This is a genomic window from Streptomyces sp. NPDC059900, assembly GCF_050270335.1.
Taxonomy (GTDB): Bacteria; Actinomycetota; Actinomycetes; order Streptomycetales; family Streptomycetaceae; genus Streptomyces.
In genome coordinates this window covers 18,883-37,356 of the sequence record NZ_JBNNJZ010000007.1, presented here as the reverse complement: position 1 = coordinate 37,356, position 18,474 = coordinate 18,883, and the positions used below count along the sequence as shown (strand labels likewise).

The following is an 18,474-nucleotide window of genomic DNA, read 5'->3' as shown; positions in this document are numbered from 1 at the left end:
GTTAAGGCGCCGGGTACAGTCGTGGCGTACGGAACAGTTTCGACAGGGAGCGGAGGGATCATGGCTGAGGCGGCAACGGTGCGGCGCAGCCGGATCACACCCGAGCGCGAGGCCGAGCTCTACGCGGCCGTGCTCGATCTGCTCCGCGAGGTCGGCTACGAAGCGCTCACGATGGACGCCATCGCGGCCCGCGCGAAATCCAGCAAGGCCACCCTCTACCGCCAGTGGGGGAGCAAGCCCGAGCTGGTCGCCAGGGCGCTGCGGCACAACAAGCCGGTGTCCATCGCCGACATCGACACCGGGTCCCTGCGCGGGGACCTGATGGAGAGCGTGGACCGTTCGGACGACTGTCAGATGGAGCGGGACGCCGCGCTGATGCGGAGCCTGTTCCACGCCATCCACGGAAACCCCGAACTCCACCAGGCGCTGCGGCAGCTGCTCGTCGAGCCGGAGATCACCGGTTTGAACCTCCTGCTGCGCAGGGCCGTGGAGCGCGGCGAAGTGTCCCCGGACAACCCCGCGCTCGACTACGTCATCCACATGATGATCGGCGGCTTCGTCGCCCGTGACCTCATCGAGGACCGCTCGGTCGACCGGGAGTTCCTCCGTTCCTACATCGACGCCGTGATCCTCCCCGCTCTCGGCGTCTGACCCACCCCCTTCACCAGGACCACCCCTTCCACCTGACGCGACCGCTCACGTCGTCGGGCTGATCCCTCCTGCCCCGTAGACACCACGACCTGACCGGGAGTACGCCCTCGTGGCCACTTTCCTCTACAAACTAGGCCGACTCGCCTTCAGGCGGCGGCACTTCGTCGCCTTGATATGGGTGGCGCTCCTGACCCTCGCGGGGGTCGGCGCCGCGTCCGCGCCCACCGCCGCCTCCAGCTCCTTCTCCATTCCGGGTACGGAGGCGCAGAAGGCCTTCGACCTGCTCGAAGAGCGGGTGCCCGAAGCCAGCGCCGACGGTGCGAGCGCCAAGGTCGTCTTCAAGGCGCCGGACGGCGAGAAGGTCACCGATCCGCAGAACAAGGCGGACATCGAGAAGACGGTCGCCGCGCTCAAGTCCGGTTCGGACGAGGTCGCGCGGGCGGACAGCCCCTTCCAGACCAAGACGGTCAGCAAGGACGGCTCCACGGCGTACGCGTCGGTGTCGTACAAGGTCACCTCGATGGAGCTGACCGAGGACAGCCGTGACGCCCTGGAGAAGACGACCGACGAGGCACGGGAATCCGGGCTCACGGTCGAGGTCGGCGGTGACGCGCTCCAGGCGATGCCCGAGACCGGGGCCACCGAGGTCATCGGCATCGCGGTCGCGGCCGTCGTTCTCGTCATCACCTTCGGTTCGCTGGTCGCGGCGGGGCTTCCGCTGCTCACCGCGCTGATCGGCGTCGGTATCGGCGTCTCCACGATCACCGCGCTTGCCAGCGCGCTCGACCTGGGGACGACGACCTCCACGCTCGCCATGATGATCGGCCTCGCGGTCGGCATCGACTACGCGCTCTTCATCGTCTCGCGCTACCGCGGTGAACTCGCCGACGGGCGGGACCGCGAGGAGGCGGCGGGGCGTGCCGTGGGGACCGCAGGGTCGGCCGTGGTCTTCGCCGGGCTCACCGTGGTCATCGCCCTTGTCGGCCTCGCCGTGGTGAACATCCCCATGCTCACCAAGATGGGCTTCGCGGCGGCGGGCACGGTGGTCATCGCCGTCCTCATCGCGCTCACCCTGATTCCGGCGCTGCTCGGGTACGCGGGCAAGAAGGTCAAGCCCACGGGCGAGAAGAGCAAGGTGCTCGGCGGGGGCCGCAAGAAGGCCGCGGCGGAGGCCGAGAGCTCCGGGAAGAAGGAGCCCAAGGACAACCTCGGCACGCGCTGGGCGCGCTTCGTCGTCCGCCGTCCGCTCACCGTCCTGCTCGTCGGTGTCATCGGCCTGGGCGCCGCGGCGCTGCCCGTCTCCTCCCTCGAACTGGGTCTGCCCGACGACGGCTCGCAGCCGACGTCCACGACCCAGCGCAAGGCGTACGACCTGGTCTCCGAGGGATTCGGCCCCGGCTTCAACGGCCCGCTGATGGTGGTCGCCGACCTCAAGGACTCCAAGGACCCGAAGGCCGCCGCCGGTTCGATCACCAAGACGATCTCCGGACTCGACGACGTCCTCTCGGTCGCCCCGCCGGCGCTGAACAAGGAGGGCGACACGGCGATCATCTCCGTCGTCCCGTCCTCGAAGCCCAGCGGCATCGAGACCGAGAACCTCGTGCACGCGATCCGTGACGCGGGCGGCGACATCAAGTCCGACACCGGCGCGAGCGTCATGGTCACCGGTACGACGGCCATGAACATCGACGTCTCCCAGAAGCTGAACGACGCCCTGCTGCCCTACCTGGCACTCGTCGTCGGCCTCGCCTTCCTCCTGCTGATCATCGTCTTCCGCTCGATCCTGGTCCCGCTCAAGGCGGCGCTCGGCTTCCTGCTCTCGGTCCTCGCGGCCCTGGGCGCGGTCGTCGCGGTGTTCCAGTGGGGCTGGCTCGGCTCGCTCTTCGGCGTCGAGCAGACCGGCCCGATCATGAGCATGATGCCGATCTTCATGGTGGGCGTGGTCTTCGGCCTCGCGATGGACTACGAGGTGTTCCTCGTGACGCGCATGCGAGAGGCGTACGTCCACGGGGAGCGCCCCGGCCAGGCGATCGTGACCGGCTTCCGGCACGGCGCCCGGGTGGTCTCGGCAGCCGCGGTAATCATGATCGCGGTCTTCGCCGGCTTCATCGGCTCCACGGAGCAGATGGTGAAGATGATCGGCTTCGGGCTGGCGATCGCGGTGTTCTTCGACGCGTTCATCGTGCGCATGGCGCTGGTCCCTGCGGTGCTCGCGCTGCTCGGCAAGAAGGCGTGGTGGCTCCCGAGGTGGCTGGACCGCGCGCTGCCGAACGTGGATGTCGAGGGCGAGGGGCTGCGTGACCTCGACTCGGCGGGCAAGCAGGGCCCGGGCGATGACGACAGGGAGCTGGAGCGCGTCTGACGTACGGCGCTGACGTACGCGGCTGACCTGCGCGTCAGTGCGGGACGGGGGTGGCCGCGTACGTGCGGCGCAGGAAGCGGATCAGTGCGGACGCGTCGAACTGCACTACCGCCACCCCCTGCGCCGAATGGAACTCCATGACCGTCTGGACCCGCCCACAGGGCCAGATGTGTACGTCGCCGCTGGTGGACGGGGCCCGCAGGCCCTGTTCGAGCAGCTGCCGGGCGAAAGTCCATTCGTGGGAACCGGGGAGGCCGATCCGCACCGAAAGCGGGTCGGCCTCCGGGTCGTAGCGCAGGACGGCGGGGACGGCGAGCTGGTCGTCCGGGGAGTCCGAGACGACGTGGACGCGTGCGAACTGTTCTACTGCGGTCATCGCCGACTCCTCACCGTCACGGCCGTCTCGGGCCTTATGCCCTCTAATGTCCCATATATTCGGATTCTCGCTCCAGGTGTGACCGAGTGTGACGGGGATAACTGGGTACCCATCGCTCTTGCAAGCCGTTCGCAACAGGGCACTATCATTGAACGGTTCACGAGCGATCCGCTCTGTCTGCCCTTCTTCCTGTCCTGCCCAGGAGCGCGCGCATGCATGTCCCCGACGGATTCATCAACGCCCCCGTCTCCGCCGCCACCGGGCTCATCGCCGCCGGAGCGGTCGCCGTCAGCCTCCGCGGCGCCCGGCGCGAACTCGACGAACGGACCGCGCCGCTCGCCGGTCTCGTCGCCGCGTTCATCTTCGCCGTGCAGATGCTGAACTTCCCCGTCGCCGCCGGGACCAGCGGACATCTGCTCGGCGGAGCGCTCGCCGCGATACTCGTCGGCCCCTATACGGGGGTCCTCTGCGTCTCCGTCGTCCTGCTCATGCAGGGCGTCCTCTTCGCGGACGGCGGCCTCACCGCGCTCGGCGTGAACATCACGGACATGGCGATCGTCACGACCGTCGTGGCCTATCTCACCTTCCGCGGCCTGGTGAAGGTCCTCCCGCGCACCCGCCGTTCGATCACCGCGTCCTCGTTCGTCGCCGCGCTGATCTCCGTGCCCGCCGCCGCGGTCGCCTTCACGTTCCTCTACGCCCTCGGCGGCACCACCGACGTCTCCATCGGCAAGGTCGCCACGGCCATGATCGGCGTGCACGTCCTGATCGGCATCGGCGAGGCGGCGATCACCGCGCTCACCGTCGGCGCCGTCATCGCGGTCCGCCCCGACCTCGTGTACGGGGCGCGCGGCCTGACCCAGAAGCTCAAGCTCCGGGTCGGCGGCGAACTGGTCGACGCCCCGGCCGCGGAAGAGCCCGCCCCCGTCGCCGCCGCCCGCTCGCACCGCAAGGTGTGGATCGCGGGCCTGGTCACCTCCCTCGTCCTCGCCGGCTTCGTCAGCTTCTACGCGTCGGCGAACCCCGACGGCCTGGAGAAGGTCGCCCACGACAAGGGCATCGACAAGAAGGCCGAGGAGCACGCCAACGCGGACTCCCCGCTCGCCGACTACGGCGTCAAGGACATCACCGACGCCCGCCTCTCCGGCGGCCTCGCGGGCGTGATCGGCGTCGGCGTCACCGTCGTCGCGGGCACGGCGGTCTTCTGGTCGCTGCGCCGCCGCCGTACGGCGGACGCGGGCCCGGCGTCCACGGCTTCCGCCACCGACTCGGCGTCGGAGAACGCCTGACATGGGAGCGGGCCACGCCCACCGCCTCTACCGGCACGGCCACTCGCCGGTGCACGCGCTGCCCCCGCACACCAAGCTGGCGGCGGTCTTCTGCTTCGTGGTCGTGGTGGTCTCCACGCCGCGCGAGGCGATGTGGGCCTTCGGCCTGTACGCGGTGCTGCTCGGCGCGGTGGCTTACGCCTCCCGCGTCCCGCTCCCCTTCCTCCTCAAGCGGCTGCTCATCGAGGTGCCGTTCGTGGCGTTCGCGGTGCTCATGCCGTTCGTGGCGGAGGGCGAGCGGGTCGACGTACTCGGCATGTCCCTGAGCGTCAACGGCCTCTGGGGCGCCTGGAACGTCCTGGCCAAGGGCACGCTCGGCGTCGCGGCGTCGGTCCTGCTCGCCTCGACCACCGAACTGCGCTCACTGCTCCTGGGCCTCCAGCGCCTGAAGCTGCCGCCGCTGCTCGTCCAGATCGCCTCGTTCATGATCCGGTACGGCGACGTGATCACGGACGAGATGCGCCGCATGAAGATCGCCCGCGAGTCCCGCGGCTTCGAGGCACGGGGCGTACGGCAGTGGGGCGTCCTGGCGAAGTCCGCGGGCGCGCTCTTCATCCGCTCGTACGAGAGGGGCGAGCGGGTGCACCTGGCCATGGTCAGCCGGGGTTACGCCGGTTCGATGCCGGTGATCGACGAGGTCACCGCCTCGCGTGCGCAGTGGACGTACGCCTTTGCCCTGCCGGGCGCCGCACTTGTCGTATGTCTGTTGGGATGGACCCTGTGAGCACTGCCCCTTCTCTTGACGTATCCGGCCTCGCCTTCGCCTACCCCGACGGGCACCAGGCGCTCTTCGGCGTCGACATGGCCATCGGCCGCGGCGAGCGGGTCGCGCTGCTCGGCCCGAACGGCGCGGGCAAGACGACGCTCGTCCTGCACCTCAACGGCATCCTGACGGGCGGCGCGGGCACGGTCACCGTCGCGGGCCTGCCGGTCGGCAAGAAGCACATGGCGGAGATCAGGCGCCGGGTCGGCATCGTCTTCCAGGACCCGGACGACCAGCTGTTCATGCCGACGGTGCGCGAGGACGTGGCGTTCGGTCCGGCGGCGGCGGGGATGCGCGGCCCGGAGCTGGAGGCCCGCGTCCACAAGGCCCTCTCGCAGGTGGGGATGGCGGATTTCGCGGACCGTCCGCCGCACCACCTCTCCTTCGGCCAGCGCAGGCGCGTCGCGGTGGCGACGGTCCTCGCCATGGAGCCGGAGATCCTGGTCCTCGACGAACCCTCGTCCAACCTGGACCCGGCCTCGCGCCGCGAACTGGCCGACATCCTGCGTTCGCTGGACGTCACGGTCCTGATGGTCACCCACGACCTGCCGTACGCACTCGAACTCTGCCCCCGCGCCCTGATCCTGAGCGAGGGCGTGATCGCGGCGGACGGGCCGACGGGGGAACTCCTCGGCAACGAGGACCTGATGGCCGCACACCGGCTTGAGCTGCCTTTCGGCTTCGATCCGAAGACCGTCAAGGCGAACCAGTAGGGAATCCTTGGCTGTGAGCGGCTGTTGGTTCTGTCATGGACGTTGATGTGCACGGGACAGTCGCCGAGGGATACGAACCGGTCCGGGACGCCTTCGTACGGAACTTCACCGATCTCGGCGAGCGCGGAGCGGCCGTCACCGTGTACCGGGACGGACGCCCGGTCGTCGACCTGTGGGGTGGCACGAAGTCCGTGGACGGGGGCGGGGACTGGGAGCACGGGACGGCTCAGGTGGTGCGCTCGGCCACCAAGGGCGTGGCCGCCACCGCCCTGCTCCTCCTGCACCAGCGCGGCGAGTTGGACCTGGACGCACCCGTCGGTTCCTACTGGCCGGAGTTCAAGGCGCGGGGCAAGGAGCGGGTACTGGTCCGGCACGTGCTCGCGCATCGCGCGGGGGTGCCGGCCCTCGACCGTCCGCTGACGCCGTCGGAGGCGCTCGACCCGGATCTCGGCGCGGCGGTGGTCGCCGCCCAGGCCCCGTTCTGGGAGCCCGGCGAGGAGCACGGGTACCACGCGCACACGTACAGCTGGCTCACCGGCGAGCTGGTGCGGCGGGTGACGGGGCGGTCCATCGGGGAGTTCGTCGCCTCGGAGATCGCCGGGCCGCTCGGCCTCGACCTGTGGATCGGCCTTCCGGAGGCGGAAGCGGGCCGGGCCGGGCGCCTCGGCCGGATCGAGGACCCCGCTCCCGCCGGGGGCCTGAGGGTGCGGCCCAAGCGGGCCGTGGCGGAGGCCTACGCGGACCCCGCCTCGCTCACCCAGCGGGCGTTCGGCGCGATCACCCCGGCGCCGGACGAGAACGACCCGGCGTACCGGGCGGCCGTCCTGCCCGCGTCCAACGGCGTCGCCACGGCGGGCGCTCTGGCCCGCTTCTACGCCTCGCTGATCGGTGAAGTGGACGGCGCTACACGGTTGTTCACGCCGTCCACGGTCGCGCCGGCCCGCGCGGAGGCGGCCTCGGGGCCCGACCGCGTCCTGGTCGTGAACACCCGCTTCGGCCTCGGCTACATGCTGCACGGCGGGGCTTCGCCCCTGCTGGGCCCCGGCTCGTTCGGGCACCCCGGCCGGGGCGGGGCACTCGGCTTCGCCGATCCGGAGTCGGGGGTGGGGTTCGGGTACGTGACCAACGGGATGGCGAAGGGCGTCACGGCGGACCCGCGGGCGCAGGCGCTGGTGCGGGCGGTGCGGGGGCTGGTGTGAAGGGCGGGGCAGAGGAAAGCCCCGCAGGGCCCGCGTGCCCTACCCCGCGTGCAGCATCAACCCGATTCCCGCCACCATCAGGCCCGCCGCCACCAGCCTCGGCGCCCCGAACTTCTCCTTGAAGAAGATCGCGCCTATCGCCGCGCCCACGATGATCGAGGACTCCCGGAGTGCCGAGATGGGCGCGAGGTCCGCCTTGGTCTGGGCCCACAGGACCAGGCCGTACGCGGCCACCGACAGGGCCGCGCCCAGAAGGCCCACCCCTGCGAACGGGCGCAGCCTGCCGACCAGTTCGCCGCGCCAGCGGTACGCCGCGTACACCGGGATCGCCAGGCCCTCCATGATCATCAGCCACGCGATGTAGCCCATCGAGGTTCCGGAGGCGCGGACGCCAAGGCCGTCCACCACCGTGTACGCCGCGATCGAGACGCCCGTCGCGAGCGCCGCGCCGATCGCCGCCCAGTCGGGGCGCCGCCCCGAACCCCGTATGCCCCAGAGGGCCAGGCCCGTCAGGCCCGCGCAGGAGACCGCGACGCCCGCCGCCTGCCAGCTGTCGGGCACCTCGCCGGCGAAGACCGCCGCGAGGACCGTCACCACCAGCGGCGCCGTGCCGCGCGCGATCGGGTAGGCCTGGCCGAAGTCGCCGAGCTTGAACGACTTCATGAGCAGGGCGTAGTAGCCGACGTGGATCGCCGCGGAGACGATCAGGTAGGGCCAGGCGCCTGCCGCGGGTATCGCCGCGAACGGGGCGATGAGCAGACCGATCAGCAGGCCGCCGCCCGAGATGAGGGTGAAGCCGACCAGCTTGTCGGTGATGTGGTGCGCGATCGCGTTCCAGCTCGCGTGCGTCACGGCGGCCAGCAGGACCGCCGCCGCCACCAGCGGCGTCACTTGGCGAGCTCGCGCACGTCCACCAGGGTGCCGTTCGCGTGGTCGACCAGATCCCGGGGCGCCATGGGGAAGACGGCGTACGGAGTGCCCGCCGCCGCCCACACCACGTCGTGGCCGAGCAGCGAGCGGTCCGCCAGGACGCGTGTCCTGGTCACGTGACCGAAGGGCGGTACGCCGCCGATCGCGTACCCGGTGGTCTCCCGGACGACGTCCGCCTTCGCGCGCGTCACCTTCTGCGCGCCCAGTTCCCGCCGTACGAGCTCCAGATCGACCCGCGACGCGCCGTCCATCAGGACCAGGACAGGAACCCCGTCCGCAGCGAAGATCAGCGACTTGCAGATCTGGCTGAGCTCGCAGCCGATGGCCGCCGCGGCCTCCTGCGCGGTGCGCGTCGCCTCCGGGAAGCGGCGGACCTCGCCGACCAGCCCGGCGAGACCGAGATCGCCCAGAGCCGCGGCGAAACGGGGGTGGGCTGCGGAGGAGGCGGGAGAGGGGGAAGCGGGTGAAGCGGGGGAATCTGTAGCGCTCATGCCCGGCACGCTAGCGGTCCGTGTACCGGGCACGCGACCGTGTATCCGTATACCGGACGGACGGCCCCGCCGTGCGGGACGGCGGCTCCTTGTCGGTGGCTATCTGCCCGCGGCCATGTGTCCGCGGCTACTGGTCCGCGGCTACTTGTCCGCCAGGAACATCGCCCGCACCAGCGGCCCCGCCGAGTCCCCGCCGTGCCCGCCCTCCTGCACCACCGCACCCGCGGCGAGATCACCGCGGTACGCCGTGAACCAGCCGTTGGGCTTCTTCTGGCCGTCGACCTCCGCGGAGCCCGTCTTCGCGCCCATGTCGGAGCCGAGCCCGGACATGGGCTCCACCGCGGTCCCCGCGACCGCGGTGTAGTGCATCAGCTCCCGCAGCGCCGAGGCCGTCGCGCCCGACATCTTGCGGGGAGCCGTCGCCAGCGTGCGCTTGTCGACGTCCGGCGAGACCAGATACGGCTGCTTGAACGTGCCCGACTTCACCGTGGCCGCCACCGACGCCATGTTCAGCGGGTTCATCCGCACCCCGCCCTGCCCGATCAGCGAGGCCCCCATCTGCGCGTCGCTCTGCACGGGGATCGCGCCGTCGAAGGTGGGGGCGCCGATCGACCAGTTGTCGCGGCCGAGGCCGAAGACCTCCTGCGCCTGCTTGGTCAGGGAGTCGTTCTCGAGCTTCTTGGCCTGGCTGATGAAGGCCGTGTTGCAGGACCGGGCGAAGCTCGCGCGGAACGTGCCGTCCTTGATCTGGAACTTGTCGTCGTTCTGGAACTTCCACCCGCCGTACGTCACGTACTTCGGGCAAGGATGCTTTTTGTCGACCCCCGCGAGCTTCTTCTCCAGGAGCAGCGACGACGTGATGACCTTCATCGTCGAACCGGGGGCCAGCGACCCCTGGAAGGCGGTGTTGAAGCCGCCGGGGTTGGAGTTGGCCGCCGCCAGGATCTCGCCCGTGCTCGGCTTCACCAGGACCACCGAAGCCTGCTTGCGCTTGCCCGTCTCCTTCTCCGCCGCCGCCTGGAGCGTGGCGTCGAAGGTCGTCTTCAGGGTGCCGGGGGTGCCGGGCGAGAGCGTGAGCAGCGTCTTGTCGGGCGTGGCCTCGGCGTCGTCCTTCGTCGTCTTCGACTTCTCGGCGTCCTTCGCGCTGTCCCCCCGCACGACGCGCAGCTCCACGCCCGCCTTGCCGCCGGCCTTGTCGCCGAACTTCTCGCGCATGCTGTCAAGGACCGTGCCGAGCGAGGGGTACTTCGCCTTGGTCAGCTCGCCGCCGTCGCGGTCGACCGCCTTGATGGGCGGGTCTCCCGCCTCGCCGGTGACCAGGCGGTCGCCGTCCTTCAGGTCCGGGTGGACGACGGAGGGCTGCCAGCCGACCAGCGTCTTGCCGTCGGCCTTTCTTCGCACGACGGTGAGCTCGGACTCGTACGCGAACGGCTTGCTCTGTCCCTCGTACGAGACCGTGGAGGTGACCGAGAACGGCACCTTCGCGCCCGTCCGCTTGCCCGGCGCCAGCTTCACCTCGGTCAGGTGCGCGTCCTTGGCGTACGCGGTGAGGGCGGTCTTCGCCGCCGCCCGGTCGTCCGTGAGCGCCGCGGCCCCTGCCGCGTCGCCCTTCTCCCACGCCGCGAGGAAGCCCTTGGTGGTGGCACGGATCTCGGTGGCCGTCGGCGGGCCCGAGGCCACCTGCTTCTCGTCGACCGTCCCGTCGCCGTCGCCGGACGAGCCGCCGATCAGGCTGTACGCGGCGATGCCCACACCGCACACGACCACGGCGGCAGCACCGCCGAGCACACCGGGATGCACCTTGCCGCGCTTCGCACCGGAAGCACCGGGTGTACCCGGCACGCCCGGTCCGCCGGACGCCACCCCCGCGCCCGTGATGCTCTTGAAGCCCTTGCGCTCGCTGGCGCGCCCTCGCTTACCCACTGACCCTCCGCAGATCCCAGATCACAGAGCCCCCAAGCTCCGCACCGGAAGGCTCACACTAGGGGGCTTTCATGAAGCCCCCGACCACATGCCTCAACTGCCTGCGGCAAGCACCGCCGCCACGATAGGGCCGGCGGTGTCGCCGCCGTGGCCGCCCTCCTGGGCCACCGCCGCCGCTGCCACGTCCTCCCGGTAGCCCGTGAACCAGCTGTTCGGCTTCTCCTGGCCCGTGACTTCCGCCGAGCCGGTCTTCGCGCCGATGCTGCCGCTGAGCCCGGACATGGCAGCTGCGCCGGTGCCGCTGACCGCCGTACGGTTCATCATCTGACGCAGCTGCTGGACGGTGGCCGCGGGCAGGCCGCGCGCCTGCGCCAGCTCACGGTCGTCCAGGCCCCGGGCCACGATGACCGGCTGCCGGAAAGCTCCCGTCATCGCGGTCGCCGTGACGGACGCCATGTTGAGCGGGTTCATCTGGACCTGGCCCTGGCCGATGACGTTCATCGCGCGGTCGGGGCCGGGGGACGCCGGGACCGAGCCGTCGGTCGTGGTGACGCCCACCTTCCAGTCGAGCCCGAGGCCGAACCCCTGCTGGGCCTCCTCGGTGAGCGACTCGTCCGAGATGCCGTCCTCGTCGACCAGCTTCACGAAAGCGGTGTTGCAGGAGCGGGCGAAGCTTTCGGAAAGGGTCGCGCCCTCGTTCGGCGCCATCCCCTTGAGATTGCTGACCTGCCGGCCCTGCCAGACAGCGGTGTTCGGGCAGGGCGCAGGACCGCTCGCCTTCGTGACGCCCTTGTCGATGAGCATCGCCGCCGAGACGATCTTCATCGTGGAACCGGGGGCCAGCTTGCCCTCGAACGCCGCGTTGAACGCGTCCTCGCGGTGGTTGGCGACCGCGAGGACCTCGCCGGAGCTCGGCTGCACGGCGACCACGGACGACTCCGGGTGCTGCGCCACCGCCTGCTCGGCGGCCCGCTGGGCGGGCGCGCTCAGGGTCGTCTTGAGCTGCCCCGCCTTGCCCTTGGCGAGCGTGAGGAGTGTCTCGCTGCCCGCGTTCTCGTCCGCGTGCCGGACGTAGAGCTCGATGCCGGGGGTGCCGCCCGTCTGATCGCCGTACTTCGCCCGCAGCTGGTCGAGGACCGGGCCGAGCGACGGATAGGCCTTCCTGTCCAGTACCCGGCCGTGCCGGTCGACGGCCTTCACGGGCGGCGCCGCGGCCTCGCCGGTCTCCAGGGTGTCGTCCCGCTCCAGGTCCGGGTGGACGACCGAGGGCTGCCAGTCGACGAGCGCGCGGCCGGTCGTCTTGCCGCGGACGACGGTCAGTTCGGAGTCGTAAGCGAACGGCTTGGTCTTCCCCTTGTACGACACCGTGGCCTCGACGGAGAACGGCACGACCGCCCCGGTGGCCTTGCCCGGCGTCAGCTTCACCTTCGTCAGGTGGGCGTCCTCGCGATAGCCGGTCAGGAGCGCCGACGCCGCTTCCGCGTTGTTCGTGTAGTACGAGGCCTGCTTGGCGTCCCCCTTCGCCCACGCGGCGAAGAATTTCTCCGTGGTCTCGCCTATCTCGCCGCTCGTCGGCGGCCCCGCCTTCACCGTCTTGGGCCCCACACCGGGCGAACCCCCGCCCCCGGTCACTCCGTTCACCAAGTTGTACGCGCCATATCCGGCGCCCCCCACCATGACGGCGAATACCCCGCCGACCAGCGTGACCTTTACCCCTTTACGCATGTCGCGTTCCCCTCCCCAGGAGCCTTCCCGAATGAATTCGGGAAGGTCGCACGTCCCGAACCCTAAGGGGAGCAAGTGACGGAAGAGAGGGCTGTTATGCGTCCGGTACAGGCAAATGTCTAGACCCATGTGTCGAGCAGCATGCGGGCCCGCCAGGAATCGATGGGAATGGCCTGACCTGTGTAGATCGGCCAGAACCAGACGAAGTTCCAGATGATCAGGAGCACCAGGACGCCCGATGCCGCGGCCCCCACGACCCGGCGCCGCTCGGTGGACCCCGGCGGCCCCAGGATCGCGCCGACCATCATCGCCACGGCCAGGCACAGGAACGGCACGAAGACGACCGCGTAGAAGAAGAAGATCGTCCGCTCCTGGTACATGAACCACGGCAGATAACCCGCCGCGATCCCGCACACGATGGCGCCCGCCCGCCAGTCCCTGCGGAACACCCACCGCCACAGCACGTAGAGCAGCGCGAACGCCCCCGCCCACCACAGCATCGGAGTGCCCAGCGCAAGGACCTCGCGGGCGCACTTCTCGGCGGTTCCCGAGGGACAGCCGTCCTTGCCGGGCAGCGGCGACTCGTAGAAGTACGAGACGGGGCGGCCGTCGACGATCCAGCTCCACGGGTTCGACTGGTAGGTGTGCGGCGAGGAGAGCCCCACGTGGAAGTCGTACACCGCGTGTTCGTAGTGCCACAGGCTGCGCAGCCAGTCCGGCAGGAGCGTCCAGGAGCCGCCCTTGCCGTCCGTCGCCGCCCAGTCGCGGTAGTAGCCGCCCGTGCCGTCCGTCGGGGAGAGGATCCAGCCGAGCCACGACAGGACGTACGTGCCGATCGCCACCGGCACCGTCGAGACGAACGCCGGGAACACGTCCCGCTTGAGGACCGTGCGGTAGGGGTGCGCGGCGCCGGCGACCCGGCGGCTGCCCACGTCCCACAGGACGGTCATCAAGCAGAAGAAGACCATGATGTACAGGCCGTTCCACTTGGTCCCGAACGCCAGACCCAGGCAGAGACCGGCCGCCCAGCGCCAGGGCCGCCGGCCCAGGCGCAGTGTCCCGGCGACGTACGCGTCGGCGCGGACGATTCCGTCCTCGTCCGTCGGCAGCGCCGCCGAGAGCTTCGCCCGCGCCTTGTCCCGGTCGATGAGGAAGCAGCCGAACGCGGCGAGCACGAAGAACATCAGGACCTGGTCGAGCAGCGCGGTGCGGCTCATCACGAAGTGCAGCCCGTCCACCGCGAGCAGCCCGCCCGCCAGGCACCCCAGGAACGTGGAGCGGAAGAGCCGCCGCCCGATCCGGCACAGCATCAGCACCGAGAGCGTGCCGAGCAGCGCCGTCATGAAGCGCCAGCCGAACGGATCGAAACCGAAGATCCACTCGCCGATGCCGATGATGTACTTGCCGACCGGCGGATGCACGACGTACGCGGCGTCCGTCGGGATCGTGACGCCCGAGCCCTGCTGGAGGACGGTGTCGTTGACCTTGTCCGGCCAGTTGACCTCGAAGCCCCGGTGGATCAGCGCCCAGGCGTCCTTGGCGTAGTACGTCTCGTCGAATATCACGGCCTTCGGGCTGCCGAGATTCCAGAACCGGGTCAGCCCCGCGACGAGCGTGATCAGCAGGGGGCCGATCCAGCCCGACCACCGGAGGAGCAGGTCGGCGTAGTGCTTGGGCATGCCGATCGACGCCCACAGCCGCGGGCTCGGTGCGGTGTACGCGGGCACGAGCCGGGCCCGGACGTCGGAGGTGGGCCCGGTGGGCCGCGCCACGTAACCGAAGCGGCGCAGCCTGTGCTGCCACGACGGCTGCTGCTCCTCGGCTGCCTGGCCCTGGCGGGTGTCCGGGGAAGACGCGGTACTGGTCACCGCGCCATCGTAGGGAACCCGACTGTGTGAGTCCCGCTCCCGGCTCCTGAGAGGATGGAACAGTGACAGGAAGCGCAGATTCTCCCGGCAACCGGCCCTCCGGAAACCCGTCCCCCGGAGGCCCCTCGTCGGGAACCCTCGTCCTCGCGGGCACGCCCATCGGCGACGTCGCGGACGCACCGCCGCGCCTCGCCGCCGAGCTGGAGTCGGCCGATGTGGTGGCCGCCGAGGACACCCGGCGGCTGCGCAGGCTGACCCAGGCGCTCGGCGTGCAGGTGGGCGGCCGGGTCGTCTCGTACTTCGAGGGCAACGAGAGCGCGCGCACGCCCGATCTCGTCGAGGCGCTGGCCGGCGGCGCGCGCGTGCTGCTCGTGACCGATGCCGGGATGCCCTCGGTGTCCGACCCCGGCTACCGGCTCGTCGCCGCCGCCGTGGAGAAGGACATCCGGGTGACCGCGGTGCCGGGGCCGTCAGCGGTGCTCACGGCGCTCGCGCTCTCGGGGCTTCCGGTGGACCGCTTCTGCTTCGAGGGCTTTCTGCCCCGCAAGGCCGGCGAGCGGCTCTCGCGGCTTCGCGAGGTGGCCGATGACCGTCGCACTCTCGTCTACTTCGAGGCACCGCACCGGATCGACGACACCCTCGTCGCGATGGCCGAGGCGTTCGGCGAAGAGCGCAGGGCGGCCGTGTGCCGCGAGCTGACCAAGACGTACGAAGAGGTCAAGCGGGGTTCGCTGAAGGAACTCGCCCAGTGGGCGGCCGACGGAGTGCGCGGCGAGATCACCGTCGTCGTCGAGGGCGCACCCGAGAAAAGCCCCGGTGACCCGGGCCCCGAGGAGCTGGTGCGCAGGGTGCGGGTGCGCGAGGAGGCGGGGGAGCGACGCAAGGAGGCGATCGCCGCCGTCGCGGCCGAAGCAGGGCTACCCAAGCGGGACGTGTTCGATGCGGTGGTAGCGGCAAAGAATGCGGCTCAAAGCGCCCCATCGGAGGGCAAAGGACTATCGTGAAAAGCAAAGTGCGGGCCGTTCACCGGGCCTGAAGGCTATGGAAAGGCCAAATCGCCTTCAACTGTCGACAGGTCCGATGCGCTCGCTCCGGGAAAGGCGTCCACTGGTCAAAGGGGACGCACCCGTCCCCACGCTTCCGGCCGGGAGGAAAACCCGGTCCGGCAGCGCTTGTCCAGCGGACAAGAGGAGCTGGCATGAGTGAGATCGCCGACACCGGTCGTCAACACACCACGGCGTCCAGGGCGTCCGACGCGATATCCGCGGCACACCCGGCAAACACCGTTCACGAGTCGTACGCCTTTGCCTGCATGCGCTGCGGGCACGGCTGGGAGCAGTCGTACGAGATCGAGCATCACGTGGACGGCGAGGGCAAGGAATTCGTGATGTACCGGGCGGACGGCCTCCATGTGCCGTCGCCCCTGACCCGGCCGACGTGCCTGAACTGCGGCGGGCATGTCGTACGGATCATGCGGGCCGGGCAGGTTTCGTCGGTGCTCGATCTGATGCAGCGGCATCACGCGCCGCGGGGGGCCACGAAGGCGGAGGACGGGGCGGCGGAACTGCCCGAACCGCGTGAGCCCGGGCGACACCACTGGCATCTGTCGGCGCTGCTGCACCCCTTCCACCACCGCAAGGCGGGCTGACGGCCTCTTCTGCCGTCCCTGCCGGTCGTCCCCTCGGTCGTCCTTTTCGGCGGGCCGATGTCCCTTCGTAGGATCGGGGCATGCCTTCCTCTTCCAAAGACGCCGACGCCAAGAACGCCGCGCCGCCGCTGCCCGAACCCCTTCGGGTGGCGGTCGCCGACTCCCACACCCACCTCGACATGCAGTCCGGGACGGTGGACGAGGGGCTCGCCAAGGCGGCGTCCGTGGGCGTGACGACGGTCGTGCAGGTGGGCTGTGACGTCGCGGGCTCGCGCTGGGCCGCGCAGACGGCCGCCGCGTACGGGAGCGTGCACGCCACCGTCGCCCTGCATCCCAACGAGGCGCCGCGCATCGTGCACGGCGACCCCGACGGCTGGTCCCGGCAGGGGGCGCGCGAGGGGGGCGGCGAGGGGGCGCTCGACGCGGCGCTCGCCGAGATCGACGCGCTTGCCGCGCTCGACCAGGTCAAGGGCGTGGGCGAGACCGGGCTCGACTACTTCCGCACCGGTCCGGAGGGCAAGGCCGCCCAGGAGCGGTCCTTCCGCGCCCACATCGAGATCGCCAAGCGGCACGGCAAGGCCCTGGTCATCCACGATCGCGAGGCGCACGAAGACGTGCTGCGGGTCCTGAAGGAGGAGGGGGCTCCGGAGCGCACCGTCTTCCACTGCTACTCGGGCGACGCGGCGATGGCCCAAGTGTGCGCGGAGAACGGGTACTTCATGTCCTTCGCGGGCAACATGACCTTCAAGAACGCGCAGGGACTGCGTGACGCGCTGGCCGTGGCACCCCTCGAATTGGTGCTCGTGGAGACCGACGCGCCCTTCCTCACGCCCGCTCCCTACCGCGGACGGCCTAACGCGCCGTATCTCATTCCGGTCACATTGCGGGCCATGGCCGAGGTGCGCGGCATCGGAGAGGACGCCATGGCCGAGGCGATCTCGGTCAATACGGCGCGTGCCTTTGATTACTGACGGATAACGCCGGGGGCCCTGCGGTTCAGGGCCACGCCGCGACACTGCGTAGTCGTGCTGCTTTGGAGAGTGACGGTCGCTCCGCTAGGTTCTGGTCGCCTCGCTCGATCCGGACCAGACCGGAACCAGGACAGTACGAGAACGCTGGAGCGTCGTCGTGAGTCATGCGCCGCAGTACGAGACGCCCTATGGGGTCGGCACGGCCTATGAGCCGGAACCGGAACCAGGGACGGGCCGGGTGCCGGAGTATGTGCCGGTGCCGGAGCGGGACACCGAGCCGGCCTTCCGGGCCGACTTTCCCCGGCAGTCCGCCGGGCCCGTCTTGGAAGGCGGGCGGGCCGAGGCGCGGCGGGCCGCCCGGCGCAGGAAGACCAAGCCCAAGCCGCGGTCGGGTGCGCGGTCCAGGGAGGCCGCCGAGCGTGTTTCCGAGCGGCCCGAGGCCTTGCGGCGGCTGCTGCCCCAGGCCCTGGTCGTCGCGTTCCTCGCGGGCGGCACCTCCGCGTTCGTCGCCGACGACAAGGCCGTGCAGCTGACGGTCGACGGGCAGTCGCGCACGCTGCACACCTTCGCGGACGACGTGGGCGAGCTCCTGGAGGACGAGGGCGTGGACTTCGGGGCGCACGACATCGTGGCGCCCGGCGCGAGCGCGGCCCTGGCCAGCGGCGACGAGATTGCCGTCCGTTACGGGCGGCCGGTCAAGCTCACCCTCGACGGGCAGCGGCGCGAGGTGTGGACGACGGCGCGCACGGTGGACGGCGCGCTGCGGCAGCTCGGGGTGCGGGCCGAGGGCGCCTATCTGTCGGCCTCGCGGAGCAGGCGGATCGAGCGGGCCGGCCTCGACCTGGACGTACGGACCGAGCGCACCGTGACGATCATGGCGGACGGGCGTGAGCGGACCATCCGTACGAACGCGGCGACGGTGGGGGAGGCGGTCGAGGAGTCGGGGGTCAGCCTGAACGGCCAGGACACCACATCCGTTCCGCCCGAGAGCTTCCCCCGCGACGGCCAGACGGTGACCGTCATGCGGATCTCCGGGCACAAGGAGGTGCGGGACGAGCCGATCCCGTTCGACGTGCGGCGGAGCGACGATCCGTCGCTGTTCGCCGGTACGGAGGTCGTCGAGCGGCAGGGCCACCAGGGCACCCGGCGGGTCACGTACGCGCTGCGCACGGTCAACGGCGTCAAGCAGAAGCCGCGGCGGCTGCGCGCGGAGGTCGTGCGGCAGCCGCAGACGCAGATCGTGAAGGTCGGCACGAAGCAGCGGCCGGATTCGGTCGCCGGGGCGGAGGGCCTGAACTGGGGTTCGCTGGCGCACTGCGAATCGGGCGGCCGTCCGGGCGCGGTGGACGCGTCGGGGACGTACGGGGGCCTGTACCAGTTCGACACCCAGACCTGGCAGAGCCTGGGCGGCTCCGGCCGCCCCCAGAACGCCTCCGCGGACGAACAGACGTTCCGCGCGAAGAAGCTGTACGTACAGCGGGGGGCGAGTCCGTGGCCACACTGCGGGGGGCGGTTGTAGGGGGCCG

General features: G+C 70.6%; 16 protein-coding genes. 10 read left to right on the top strand and 6 right to left on the bottom strand.

Going from position 1 to position 18,474, the window contains the following annotated elements; translation table 11 throughout:
* Nucleotides 1–78 precede the first annotated feature (78 nt).
* Together ACQKIP_RS02605 and ACQKIP_RS02600 are read left to right on the top strand one after the other, a co-directional pair.
* Nucleotides 79–651, top strand: a complete 573-nt coding sequence (locus tag ACQKIP_RS02605; protein ID WP_365866386.1) for a TetR/AcrR family transcriptional regulator — start codon at nt 79–81, stop codon at nt 649–651.
* A 109-nt stretch (nt 652–760) separates the two neighbouring features.
* Nucleotides 761–3,013, top strand: a complete 2,253-nt coding sequence (locus ACQKIP_RS02600) for an MMPL family transporter (protein ID WP_365866350.1) — start codon at nt 761–763, stop codon at nt 3,011–3,013.
* Nucleotides 3,014–3,047: 34 nt separating this feature from the next.
* Here the strand turns inward: ACQKIP_RS02600 and ACQKIP_RS02595 are convergent, their stop codons facing one another.
* Entirely contained in the window at nt 3,048–3,389 is a 342-nt protein-coding gene (locus tag ACQKIP_RS02595; protein WP_365866349.1) for an SsgA family sporulation/cell division regulator, read from the bottom strand.
* 212 nt (nt 3,390–3,601) lie between these two features.
* On the opposite strand from ACQKIP_RS02595, the gene ACQKIP_RS02590 reads away from it, so the two are divergent.
* From ACQKIP_RS02590 to ACQKIP_RS02575, 4 genes are read left to right on the top strand one after another with little or no spacing between them, the layout of a single operon-like run.
* Nucleotides 3,602–4,678, top strand: coding sequence for an energy-coupling factor ABC transporter permease (locus tag ACQKIP_RS02590; protein WP_365866347.1), 1,077 nt, complete (start codon nt 3,602–3,604; stop codon nt 4,676–4,678).
* Nucleotide 4,679: 1 nt separating this feature from the next.
* Entirely contained in the window at nt 4,680–5,441 is a 762-nt protein-coding gene (gene cbiQ / locus ACQKIP_RS02585) for a cobalt ECF transporter T component CbiQ (protein WP_344520595.1), read from the top strand.
* A complete protein-coding gene (locus ACQKIP_RS02580) occupies nt 5,429–6,193 on the top strand; it encodes an energy-coupling factor ABC transporter ATP-binding protein (RefSeq protein WP_365866344.1) in 765 nt (254 codons plus the stop codon). The genes cbiQ and ACQKIP_RS02580 overlap by 13 nt, the downstream gene beginning before the upstream one ends.
* A gap of 35 nt (nt 6,194–6,228) precedes the next feature.
* Nucleotides 6,229–7,392: a serine hydrolase domain-containing protein gene (locus ACQKIP_RS02575; RefSeq protein ID WP_365866342.1), complete on the top strand. Its 1,164-nt coding sequence runs from the start codon at nt 6,229–6,231 to the stop codon at nt 7,390–7,392.
* A gap of 39 nt (nt 7,393–7,431) precedes the next feature.
* Here ACQKIP_RS02575 and ACQKIP_RS02570 read toward each other — a convergent pair whose 3' ends face one another.
* The 5 genes from ACQKIP_RS02570 to ACQKIP_RS02550 all read right to left on the bottom strand — a co-directional run bounded on the left by ACQKIP_RS02570 (nt 7,432) and on the right by ACQKIP_RS02550 (nt 14,329).
* Nucleotides 7,432–8,283 carry a DMT family transporter gene (locus ACQKIP_RS02570; RefSeq protein ID WP_365866340.1) on the bottom strand — a complete coding sequence of 284 codons (852 nt, stop codon included), beginning with the start codon at nt 8,281–8,283 and terminating at the stop codon, nt 7,432–7,434.
* The gene (locus ACQKIP_RS02565) at nt 8,280–8,813 is read right to left on the bottom strand and encodes a YbaK/EbsC family protein (RefSeq protein ID WP_365866338.1); all 534 of its coding nucleotides are present in this window, start codon (nt 8,811–8,813) and stop codon (nt 8,280–8,282) included. Before ACQKIP_RS02565 ends, ACQKIP_RS02570 begins: the two co-directional genes overlap by 4 nt.
* 141 nt (nt 8,814–8,954) lie before the next feature.
* Entirely contained in the window at nt 8,955–10,601 is a 1,647-nt protein-coding gene (locus ACQKIP_RS02560) for a penicillin-binding transpeptidase domain-containing protein (protein ID WP_365866384.1), read from the bottom strand.
* A 228-nt stretch (nt 10,602–10,829) separates the two neighbouring features.
* Nucleotides 10,830–12,461 (bottom strand): penicillin-binding transpeptidase domain-containing protein, encoded by a 1,632-nt coding sequence (locus ACQKIP_RS02555; RefSeq protein ID WP_365866336.1) that lies wholly within the window; start codon nt 12,459–12,461, stop codon nt 10,830–10,832.
* 119 nt (nt 12,462–12,580) lie between these two features.
* Nucleotides 12,581–14,329, bottom strand: a complete 1,749-nt coding sequence (locus tag ACQKIP_RS02550; RefSeq protein WP_365866334.1) for a dolichyl-phosphate-mannose--protein mannosyltransferase — start codon at nt 14,327–14,329, stop codon at nt 12,581–12,583.
* A gap of 158 nt (nt 14,330–14,487) precedes the next feature.
* Between ACQKIP_RS02550 and rsmI the strand changes: the two genes are divergently transcribed.
* From rsmI to ACQKIP_RS02530, 4 genes are all read left to right on the top strand, one after another.
* On the top strand, nt 14,488–15,333 hold the full coding sequence (gene rsmI / locus ACQKIP_RS02545; RefSeq protein WP_365866382.1) for a 16S rRNA (cytidine(1402)-2'-O)-methyltransferase: 846 nt from the start codon (nt 14,488–14,490) through the stop codon (nt 15,331–15,333).
* 194 nt (nt 15,334–15,527) lie between these two features.
* Entirely contained in the window at nt 15,528–15,977 is a 450-nt protein-coding gene (locus ACQKIP_RS02540; RefSeq protein WP_427741974.1) for a hypothetical protein, read from the top strand.
* Between the two features lie 80 nt (nt 15,978–16,057).
* Nucleotides 16,058–16,948 carry a TatD family hydrolase gene (locus tag ACQKIP_RS02535; RefSeq protein ID WP_365866332.1) on the top strand — a complete coding sequence of 297 codons (891 nt, stop codon included), beginning with the start codon at nt 16,058–16,060 and terminating at the stop codon, nt 16,946–16,948.
* A gap of 157 nt (nt 16,949–17,105) precedes the next feature.
* Complete coding sequence (locus ACQKIP_RS02530) at nt 17,106–18,467, top strand: ubiquitin-like domain-containing protein (protein ID WP_365866331.1); 1,362 nt, start codon at nt 17,106–17,108, stop codon at nt 18,465–18,467.
* Nucleotides 18,468–18,474 lie beyond the last annotated feature (7 nt).